Origin of the sequence: Sphaerisporangium sp. NPDC088356 (assembly GCF_040685555.1) — a bacterium.
In the GTDB taxonomy this organism is placed as follows: domain Bacteria; phylum Actinomycetota; class Actinomycetes; order Streptosporangiales; family Streptosporangiaceae; genus Sphaerisporangium.
In genome coordinates, this window is the sequence record NZ_JBFBIK010000158.1 from 5,863 (window position 1) to 14,275 (window position 8,413).

The window sequence follows — 8,413 nt, forward strand, 5'->3', positions numbered from 1 at the left end:
GAGCCCGCACACCCGGCCGGCCCGCAGACCTGACAGGAGCACGCACATGCCCGTGGGAATCGTCCACCGCGACGCCGCCACCGCCGTCTTCTTCGACGGCACGGCGCGGGGAGACCTGCTCATCGGCCGGTGCGGCCGATGCGGCGGCTTCAGCGCCCCGCAGGAGCGGACGTGCGCGCACTGCGGATCGCCCGGCCCCTCCCTCACCCCCGCCGCCGGGACGGGGACCGTGATCAGCTGGTCCGTCGTGCACGGCCGCTCCCGGGACGGCGAGCCCGGCCCCAGGACCGTCGTCGCCATCGTGGAGCTGGACGAGGGGCCGTGGCTGCAGGCCCAGGTCACCGGTATGGAGCCGGAGGACGTCTCCGCCGGATCGCGGGTGCGGGCGGCCTTCGAGCGGCCCGAGGACGGCGAGGCGGTGCCGGTCTTCGTACCGCTCTGAGCGCCGTCCGCCCTACGGGCCGGATCACTGGCGGGCCGCTCCGGCGCGCCGCTTGGTCCACACGTCGAAGGCGACGGCGGCGAGCAGGACGGCGCCCTTGACGAGCATGACCCGCTCGCTGGGCGCGCCGATCAGCGACATGCCGTTGTTGATCACGCCCATGATCAGGCCGCCGGTGATGGCGCCGACGACCTTGCCCACGCCGCCCTGGACGGCCGCGCCGCCGATGAACGCGGCCGCGATGGCGTCCAGCTCGAACGCGTTGCCCGCCGTGGGCCCCGCCTGGTTGAGCCGGCCCGCGAAGATGACGCCGGCCAGGGCCGAGAGCACGCCCATGTTGACGAAGATCCAGAAGACCACCGACTTGACCTTGACGCCGGAAAGGACCGCCGCCTGCAGGTTGCCGCCGATGGCGTAGATGCGCCGGCCGAACACCGCGCGGGTGGTGACCAGGGAGTAGCCCAGCACCAGGAACGCCAGTAGCACGAGCACCCACGGCAGGTTCTTGAAGCGGGCCAGCTGCACCACGATGGCGATGACCACGGCCGCCGCGGCGCCGATCTTGAGGAGGAAGAGCGGCAGCGGATCGACGCTCTGGCTGTAGCGCAGCCGCGCGGCGCGGGTGCGCCACTGGGCCGCCACCATGCCCGCGACCGCCACGACGCCCACCAGGATGCTGAACAGGTCGGCGCCGCCCAGAGGGCCGAGGCCGATGTTGCCGAGGTAGCCGTCGGTGAAGCCGTTGGACAGCGTGCGGACCGCGTCGGGGAAGGGGCCGATGCCCTGGTTGCCCAGCACGGTGAGGGTGAGCGCGCGGAACAGCAACATGCCGGCCAGCGTGACGATGAACGCCGGGATGCCGTAGTAGGCGATCCAGTAGCCCTGCCAGGCGCCGATGACGCCGCCCGCGACGAGGGTGATGAGCAGGGCGAGCGGCCACGGGAGGCCGTAGTTCACCATCAGCACGGCCGCTATGGCGCCGGTGACGGCGACCACCGAGCCCACCGACAGGTCGATGTGCCCGGCGATGATGATCAGGATCATGCCGATGGACAGGATCAGGATGTAGGAGTTCTGAACGATGATGTTGGAGATGTTCTGCGGTTCGAGCAGGGCACCGTCGGTCAGCACGGAGAACAGCACGACGATCAGCGCGAAGGCGATGTAGATGCCGCTCTGCCGTACGTTGAGCGAGATGCCGAGCAGTGACGTACGGCGGGGCGGCTGGGCCGGGCCAGTGTCCATCCCGCCGGGGGCGACATCGGCGTTGGCGGGCGAGATGCTGCTCATCGGATCTACTCCTGTTCCTTCGTCATGTAGTGCATCAGCCGTTCCTGGGTCGCGTCCTCACGCCGGACCTCGCCCGTGACGCGTCCGGCCGAGATGGCGTAGATCCGATCGCACAGGCCCAGCAGTTCGGGCAGTTCCGAAGAGATGACCAGGACCGCCTTACCTTCGTCGGCCAGGCGGTTGATGATCGAGTAGATCTCGTACTTCGCGCCCACGTCGATGCCGCGGGTCGGCTCGTCCAGGATGAGCACGTCGGCGTCCGTGAAGATCCATTTCGACAGGACGACCTTCTGCTGGTTGCCGCCGCTGAGCTTGCCGGTGACGCTCAGCACGCTGGGCGCCTTGATGTTCATGCTCTTGCGGAACTCCTCGGCGACCCGGTACTCCTCGTTGTCGTTGACCCACCCGCGACGGGCCAGCTTGGACAGCTCGGCCGCCGAGATGTTCCGCTTGATGTCCTCGATCAGGTTGAGCCCGTAGCGCTTGCGGTCCTCGGTGGCGTAGGCGATGCCGTGCTTGATGGCGTCGCGCACCGACCGGATCTCGACCTGCCTGCCGTCCCGGTAGACGCGCCCCGAGATGTCGGTGCCGTAGGACCGGCCGAAGACGCTCATGGCGAGCTCCGTGCGCCCGGCGCCCATCAGGCCCGCGAGCCCGACGATCTCGCCTCGGCGCACCGTCAGGTTGGCCCCCGAGACCACCACCCGGCCACGCTGGGTGGAGCTGTGGACCGTCCAGTCCTCGATGCGGAACGCCTCCTCACCGATGTTCGGCTCGTGCGGCGGGAAGCGGTGCTCCAGGTCGCGGCCGACCATCCCGGCGATGATGCGGTCCTCGGTGACGTTGTCGGCCTTCATGTCGAGAGTCTCGATCATGCGGCCGTCGCGCAGGATGCTGATGGAGTCGGCGATGGCCGCGATCTCGTTCAGCTTGTGCGAGATGATCACGCAGGTGATGCCCTCGTCGCGCAGGCCGCGCAGCAGTTCGAGCAGGTGGGCGGAGTCCTCGTCGTTCAGCGCGGCGGTCGGCTCGTCCAGGATGAGCAGCCGCACCTCCTTCGACAGGGCCTTGGCGATCTCGACCAGTTGCTGCTTGCCCACGCCGATGTCGGCCACCGGGGTCACGGGGTTCTCCGCCAGCCCCACCCGCTCCAGTAGCCGACCCGCCTCGTGGTTGGTGCGGTTCCAGTCGATCAGGCCGCGCGTCGCCCGCTCGTTGCCGAGGAAGATGTTCTCGGCGATCGACAGCTGGGGGCACAGCGCCAGTTCCTGGTGGATGATGACGATCCCGCGCTGCTCGCTGTCCCGGATGTCCGAGAAGTGGCACGGCTCTCCGTCGAAGGAGATCTCGCCGTCGTAGGAGCCGTGGGGGTACACCCCGGACAGCACCTTCATGAGGGTCGACTTGCCCGCGCCGTTCTCACCGCAGATGGCGTGGATCTCCCCGCGTCGCACGGACAGGTTCACGTCCTGAAGTGCCTTGACTCCGGGAAATGTCTTGGTGATTCCACGCATCCGCAGAATGTCGTCGGTCATCTCGTTCACGTCTCTCGGGATGTCACGGCGGGGTGCGGCGCCCTGGGCCCGGCGCCCGCGCTCAGCGCCCCACGGGGCCGCGCGCCTTTCTGGTTGGGGGGGGGCCCCCCCCGCCCCCGCCCCCCCACCCCGATGGGATCAGCCCAGCTGCGACTGGGTGTAGTAGCCGGAGTCGACCAGGATCTTCTGGTAGTTCGTCTTGTAGACGATCACCGAGTCGAGCAGGTAGGACGGGACGACCTTGTTGCCGTTGTCGTAGTCCTTGGTGTTGTTCACCTCGGGCTTGCCGCCCTTGAGGACGGCGTCGGCCATCTTCACGGTGACGTCCGCGAGCTGGCGGGTGTCCTTGTAGATGGTGGAGAACTGCTCACCGGCGATGATGGACTTGACCGAGGCGAGCTCGCCGTCCTGGCCGGTCACGATCGGGTACGGCTGGCCGGAGGTGCCGTAGCCGTTGCTCTTCAGCGCCGACAGGATGCCGATCGACAGGCCGTCGTAGGGCGACAGGACGCCGTCGACCTTGTCGCCGCCGCTGTAGGTCTTGGTCAGGATGTCCTCCATGCGCTTCTGCGCGGTGGCCGGGTCCCAGCGGAGGATGGCGACGGTCTTGAAGTCCTTCTGGCCGCTCTTGACCTTCAGGGTGCCCTTGTCGATGTAGGGCTGCAGTACGGACATGGCGCCGTTGAAGAAGAAGGTGGCGTTGTTGTCGTCCGGCGAGCCGGCGAACAGCTCGACGTTGAACGGGCCCTTGGCCGCGCCGTCCGAGCCGTCTTCGTTCTTGAGCTTCAGGCCGACGAGCAGGGAGGTGGCCTGCTGCACGCCGACCTTGAAGTTGTCGAAGGTGGCGTAGTAATCGACGTTGGGGGTGTTGCGGATCAGCCGGTCGTAGGCGATGACCGGGATGTGCTTGTCGGCCGCCTCCTGGAGCTGCGTGGTGAGCGCCGTGCCGTCGATCGAGGCGATGACGAGCAGCTTGGCGCCCTTGGTGATCTGGTTCTCGAGCTGGTTGACCTGGGTCGGGATGTCGTTCTCCGCGTACTGCAGGTCGACCTTGTAGCCGAGCTTCTCCAGGCTCGCCTTGACGTTGTCGCCGTCGTGGATCCAGCGCTCCGATGACTTGGTCGGCATGGTGACGCCCACCAGGGCGCCGCTGTTGCCGCCGGCGCTCTGCGTGGCCTGGACGTCGGCGGTCTTCTGCGTGGAGCCGCATGCCGTCATGACCGAGGCCAGCGCCAGGGCGGAGACCGCCGTCGCCAGTCTTCCGAATCTCATCGTTCTGCTCCTTGCAGGTGGGGGGGCCCGATGCGGGCGGGTAGGACCAGACGCCTGGCGGAGACCTCGGGCGCGACCCCTGGCGGGTCGGCCGAGGCGAGGCGGCTTTCGATCGGCCGGCGAGCACCCCCGGGCGCGCCCGGCCGGCGTGGACGGCGACCTCCCGTATCCCTATCAGGCGAGCGTGAGTGCGTTACGCCTGAGCGGATAGTGTTATCGCTAACAATTTCGCTGTCAATAGAGTCCGATAACTTCGCTGTAACAAGGTGGAAATTCTCGTCTGCCAGGCATTTCGCCTCGGTGGCCGTGGGAGCGAGCGCTTCCGGGAGCGGATCGGGGCGCGACGGGGCCTACCCGGCCGAGCCTCGCCCGGTCATCCGCCTGGCGGCGCGACGCTCTTCCGGGCCACGAGCTCCGGCGCGATCGTACGCCGCTCGCATCCCCGCTCCCCCTGGTCGATCTGCCGCAGCAGCACGCTGAGGCTCGCCGTGGCGACGGCGTTGAAGTCCGGGCGGATCGTGGTCAGCGGCGGGATGAAGTAGCCGGCCTCGGGCACGTCGTCGAAGCCCACCACGCTCACGTCGTCGGGGACGCGGCGCCCGCGCTCGCTCAGTGCCCGCAGGATGCCCAGCGCGATGTGGTCGTTGGCGGCGAAGACGGCCGTGACCTCCGCCATGCGGGCCAGCATCTGCCCGGCCTGGTAGCCGGAGGCGGCGGTCCAGTCGGCGGACACCAGCGGCGGCACCTCGGCGCCCGCCTCCTCCAGCGCGCGCCGCCATCCACGGACCCGGCCGGCGCTGTCGAACCAGTCGGACGGCCCGGACACGTGCCACACCGTCCGGTGGCCCGCTTCGAGCAGGCACCGGGTGGCGTCGCGGGCGCCGGCCTCCTGGTCGACGGTGACCAAAGGGATCGACCGCTCGGGATCGCCGTCGATGGTGACGAGCGGGATGTCGACCGGCAGGTCGTCCAAGGCCTCGTTGGCGGAGACCACCGGCGCGATTATCACGATGCCCGCCACCCGCTGGTCCAGATGCCGCTCGACGGCCTCGGCGACCGAGCGGCGGTCGAGGCTTCGGACGCTGCCGACGCTCACCGCGAACCCGGAGGCGCCGGTGGCCTGCTCGAACGCCGACAGCATCGACATCGGCCCGTACAGCGTGGAACTCTGCGCGATGACCCCGATCACCTGGGACTTCCCGGTGACCAGGATGCGCGCCGCGCGGTTCGGGCGGTAGCCCAGCTCGGCGATGGCGGCGCGCACGCGGAGCCGGGTCTGCTCGCGGACGTTCGGATGACCGTTGAGTACCCGGGACACCGTCTGGTGGGAGACTCCGGCGAGGCGTGCGACGTCCGTCATGGCCGGCTCGCGTACGCTCCTTGTGCTCACTTGGCTACCTCACTCGGTCGTTGAACGGGCCCCGCCACGCCTGGCGGCCGTGCGGACGCAATGCCAGTGTCCCAGGGCCGATCGGGCCTTGTGACACCCGTGTCCCAGCGGAGAGGGCACTCAGAGGGCCCGAAGCTGTTAGCGCACACAACATGGCCTGAGCGGCATCGCGGGGTCCACGCCGGCGCAGCCCCGGCCGACCCGCCTTCGGCGGCGTGGCGGCAGCTCGCCTGGTGGCGGCACGGGGGCGCGCACCGGTAAACGTTGCGAGGGCCCCGGCGTCAATAAAGGTTAACGGCACGTTTCGACGTGACCGGACCGTGACCTTGAAACTCCTTGACTAACCCTCTTGTTAGCGTTCACAGTCTTGCCCAGATGAGGGAGAGGAGTGGGCGGTGAGACCACGTGGAGAGCGCCGCTCCCCCGTCATGGCCGATGTGGCCAAGGCGGCGGGCGTGTCGCACCAGACGGTCTCCCGGGTGCTCAACGACCATCCCAACGTCCGCGCCGAGACCCGCACCCGGGTCCTCGCGGCGATCGACCGGCTCGGCTACCGCCGCAACCTCGTCGCTCGCGCACTGGTCACCCGCCACTCGCGGACGCTGGGCGTGGTCGGCTTCAACACCACGCTGTACGGCCCGGCCAGCACGGTCGACGGCATCGAGCAGGCGGCCAGGGCGGCCGGCTACTTCGTGAGCATCGTCAGCCTGCGCACCATCGACACGGCCGGCATGCGCGATGCCATCGACTACCTGGCCGACCAGGGAGTCGACGGGATCGTCGTGGTGGCGCCGCAGCGCTCGGCGGCCCGCGCCTTCGAAAGCCTTCCCCGGGACATGCCCGCGGTGGCCGTCGAGGGCCAGCACGTGGGCGAGGTGTCGGTGGTCAGCGTGGACCAGGTCGGCGGCGCCCGGCTGGCCACCGAGCACCTGCTGAACCTTGGACACCGCACCGTCTGGCACGTCAGCGGCCCCTCCGACTGGCTGGAGGCCGAGGGCCGGATCGAGGGCTGGCGCGCGGCCCTCCAAGCCGCAGGCCGGACGCCTCCCGAGGCGCTGGCCGGGGACTGGAGCCCGCATTCGGGGTACGCGGCGGGTCGCCGGCTTCTCGCGATGGCCGACCGGGTCACCGCGGTCTTCGTGGCCAACGACCAGATGGCGCTCGGCGTCCTGCGCGCGCTGAACGAAGAAGGAGTGAAGGTCCCCGAGCAGATCAGCATCGTGGGCTTCGACGACATCCCTGAGGCGGAGTTCTTTCTCCCGCCCCTCACCACCATCAGACAGGACTTCGCGGCCGTAGGCAGGAGCAGCATCGAGGTGCTGCTGCGGCAGATCGAGACGGGCCACGAGTGCGCGCGAGAGCGCCTCATCGTGCCTCCCCGGTTCGTCGCCAGGGCCAGCACCGCCTCCCCGCGCTGACCGTTCGCGACATGACAAGGGCACTGGACCCCGACAGCGGGGCCGGCGTTCATAGCAGGAAGGACCCCCCACAGTGGTGAAGAGAGTCACGACACTATTACTGGCCACCGCCATGGCGGCAATCCTGGCCGGATGCGGAAGCGGCGGCGCCACCTCGAGCGGCTCGGGAGGCGACGACAAGATCACCATGGGCTTCGCCCAGGTCGGTGCCGAGAGCGGCTGGCGCACCGCCAACACCAAGTCCGTCCAGGAGTCGGCCAAGGCGGCCGGCGTCGAGTTGAAGTTCTCCGACGCCCAGCAGAAGCAGGAGAACCAGATCAAGGCAATCCGCTCCTACATCCAGCAGAAGGTGGACGTCATCGCCTTCTCGCCGGTCGTGGAGTCGGGCTGGGACACCGTGCTGAAAGAGGCCAAGGACGCCAAGATCCCGGTCATCCTGACCGACCGGGCCGTGGACTCCAAGGACACCAGCCTGTACAAGACCTTCCTCGGCTCGGACTTCGTCGAGGAGGGCAAGAAGGCCGGCCAGTGGCTGGTCGACCAGTACAAGGACACCAAGGACCCGGTGAACATCGTCGAGCTCCAGGGCACGACGGGCTCGGCTCCGGCCAACGACCGCAAGGCCGGCTTCGGCCAGGTCATCGCCGCCGATCCCAAGTTCAAGATCATCGCCTCGCAGACGGGCGACTTCACCCGGGCCAAGGGCAAGGAGGTCATGGACGCCTTCCTGAAGGCCAACCCCAAGATCGACGTGCTGTTCGCCCACAACGACGACATGGGCCTCGGCGCCATCGAGGCCATCGAAGGCGCCGGCAAGGTGCCCGGCAAGGACATCAAGATCATCACGATCGACGCTGTCCACGACGGCATGCAGGCCCTGGCCGACGGCAAGATCAACTACATCGTCGAGTGCAGCCCCCTGCTCGGCCCGCAACTCATGGACCTGTCGAAGAAGGTCGTCAAGGGCGAGCAGGTGCCCGCCCGCGTGGTGACCGAGGAGTCCGCCTTCACCCAGGAGCAGGCCAAGCAGGCCCTGCCCAGCCGCAAGTACTGATCCATGGCGGGC

At 68.8% G+C, this 8,413-nt stretch carries 7 protein-coding genes; 3 read left to right on the top strand and 4 right to left on the bottom strand.

The window, feature by feature from the left end; genetic code table 11:
* The coding region (locus AB0O34_RS33640) for an OB-fold domain-containing protein (protein ID WP_363922467.1) at positions 1-442 on the top strand (442 nt) is incomplete at its 5' end.
* 24 nt (positions 443-466) lie between these two features.
* On the opposite strand, the gene mmsB is transcribed toward AB0O34_RS33640, so the two are convergent.
* The 4 genes from mmsB to AB0O34_RS33660 all read right to left on the bottom strand — a co-directional run bounded on the left by mmsB (position 467) and on the right by AB0O34_RS33660 (position 5,899).
* On the bottom strand, positions 467-1,732 hold the full coding sequence (mmsB, locus tag AB0O34_RS33645) for a multiple monosaccharide ABC transporter permease (RefSeq protein ID WP_363922469.1): 1,266 nt from the start codon (positions 1,730-1,732) through the stop codon (positions 467-469).
* 5 nt (positions 1,733-1,737) lie between these two features.
* Complete coding sequence (mmsA, locus tag AB0O34_RS33650) at positions 1,738-3,267, bottom strand: multiple monosaccharide ABC transporter ATP-binding protein (RefSeq protein ID WP_363922471.1); 1,530 nt, start codon at positions 3,265-3,267, stop codon at positions 1,738-1,740.
* A 138-nt stretch (positions 3,268-3,405) separates the two neighbouring features.
* Complete coding sequence (gene chvE, locus AB0O34_RS33655; protein ID WP_363922473.1) at positions 3,406-4,539, bottom strand: multiple monosaccharide ABC transporter substrate-binding protein; 1,134 nt, start codon at positions 4,537-4,539, stop codon at positions 3,406-3,408.
* 373 nt (positions 4,540-4,912) lie between these two features.
* Positions 4,913-5,899, bottom strand: coding sequence for a LacI family DNA-binding transcriptional regulator (locus tag AB0O34_RS33660; protein ID WP_363922479.1), 987 nt, complete (start codon positions 5,897-5,899; stop codon positions 4,913-4,915).
* 425 nt (positions 5,900-6,324) lie between these two features.
* On the opposite strand from AB0O34_RS33660, the gene AB0O34_RS33665 reads away from it, so the two are divergent.
* Positions 6,325-7,347: a LacI family DNA-binding transcriptional regulator gene (locus tag AB0O34_RS33665; RefSeq protein ID WP_363922475.1), complete on the top strand. Its 1,023-nt coding sequence runs from the start codon at positions 6,325-6,327 to the stop codon at positions 7,345-7,347.
* 73 nt (positions 7,348-7,420) lie between these two features.
* Positions 7,421-8,401 carry an ABC transporter substrate-binding protein gene (locus tag AB0O34_RS33670; RefSeq protein ID WP_363922477.1) on the top strand — a complete coding sequence of 327 codons (981 nt, stop codon included), beginning with the start codon at positions 7,421-7,423 and terminating at the stop codon, positions 8,399-8,401.
* The last annotated feature ends 12 nt before the right edge of the window (positions 8,402-8,413 follow it).

Bases quoted from the DNA above. Each gene is read 5' to 3' on its own strand.
- mmsB (WP_363922469.1), bottom strand. From the start codon at position 1,732: ATGAGCAGCATCTCGCCCGCCAACGCCGATGTCGCCCCCGGCGGGATG.
- mmsA (WP_363922471.1), bottom strand. From the start codon at position 3,267: ATGACCGACGACATTCTGCGGATGCGTGGAATCACCAAGACATTTCCC.
- chvE (WP_363922473.1), bottom strand. From the start codon at position 4,539: ATGAGATTCGGAAGACTGGCGACGGCGGTCTCCGCCCTGGCGCTGGCC.
- AB0O34_RS33660 (WP_363922479.1), bottom strand. From the start codon at position 5,899: ATGACGGACGTCGCACGCCTCGCCGGAGTCTCCCACCAGACGGTGTCC.